Origin of the sequence: Streptomyces sp. MnatMP-M17 (assembly GCF_900091995.1) — a bacterium.
Classification (GTDB): domain Bacteria; phylum Actinomycetota; class Actinomycetes; order Streptomycetales; family Streptomycetaceae; genus Streptomyces.
Genome location: NZ_FMDK01000446.1, coordinates 1 through 1,288 on the forward strand (window position 1 = coordinate 1; position 1,288 = coordinate 1,288).

Annotated in this window: 1 pseudogene; it reads right to left on the bottom strand. The window is 67.5% G+C overall.

Annotated elements, in window-relative coordinates:
- A pseudogene (locus GA0115259_RS20170) lies at positions 1–912 on the bottom strand (IS5 family transposase).
- Positions 913–1,288 lie beyond the last annotated feature (376 nt).

Sequence of the window (1,288 nt, forward strand, 5' to 3'; positions counted from 1 at the left end):
CTAGGGCCTGTCTGACAAATGATCACCCGGTGGGTTCGCGGAGCCACAGGACCAGGGCTGCCACGACGATTCCAGCCCGGTAGCGAGCGGCGAGCTTGTCGAACCTTGTCGCGATCGCACGGAACTGCTTGAGACGGGCGAAGCATCGCTCGACCACGTTGCGGTTGCGGTAGATGTCCTTGTCGAAGGCGGGTGGGCGACCACCCTGGGTTCCGCGCCGTCGGCGGTTGGCAATCTGGTCGCGGCGTTCGGGGATCGTGGCAACGATGCCCCGGCGCCGCAGCATGTGGCGTATCGCCCAGCTGGAATACGCTTTGTCGCCCAGGACCCGTGCCGGTGTCGTGCGAGGTCGGCCCGTAACGGCGCGCGGGATGCGGATGCTGTTGAGGACCTGGGCGAAGGCGGTGGCGTCATTGACGTTGCCGGGCGTGAGCACGATGGACAGCGGGAGACCCCGGCCGTCGACGGCAAGGTGGACCTTCGTGGTCAGCCCGCCCCGGGACCGGCCGAGGGCCTGACGCGCCTGCGAGCGGCCCGGATCTTCCAGTTCATCCCCGTCTGCAGCCCCTTTTTGCGGGCGCCGGCTGCGTGCTGGTGGGCCCGGTTGATCGTGGAGTCGACGGAGACGGTCCATTCCACCCGGCCCACCGCGTCGTCGCGGACCTGAACGTGTTCCAGCAACTTCGCCCAGGTCCCGTCCGCTTCCCAGCGTGCGAACCGCTCGTAGACGGTCTGCCAGGGTCCGTACCGCTCGGGCAGATCACGCCACGGAGCCCCCGCCCGCAGCCGCCACAGCACTCCGTTAACCACCTGCCGGTGATCACGCCATGGTCGACCACGCCCATCCACCCGCGGCAACAGGGGCTCTATTCGCTCCCACGCCGCATCCGTCAGCTCACCTCGACCTGCCACAAGATCAATGATCAGAGTGCTCGGGCTCGGACTCCCGCGCGGGGTCCGGCACGAAACGGCTCAGCCGGTAGGTGGCCGGCAGCGCAAGGCGCCCGCACAGCGTATCGATCCGGATCATCTCCCCATCGACTCCTGCCTCCCGAAGACGGCGCAAACGCGTACGCATCTCCGCCTGGTCCTGAGTCTCAACGACCACTTCCCACTGTCCCGCATCCGGCGCAGTGCGGGCAGCAAGCCGCTGCCGCGCGTCCTCTTGCCGCCGCCTTCTCTTCCCCTGTCCTGGCACCTGCCCAGAATCACTGGCTGCCGTCAGGACGGCAAGGTAGTTGGACCGAGCATGCACCCGCTCGTTGATCATTTGTCAGACAGGCCCTAG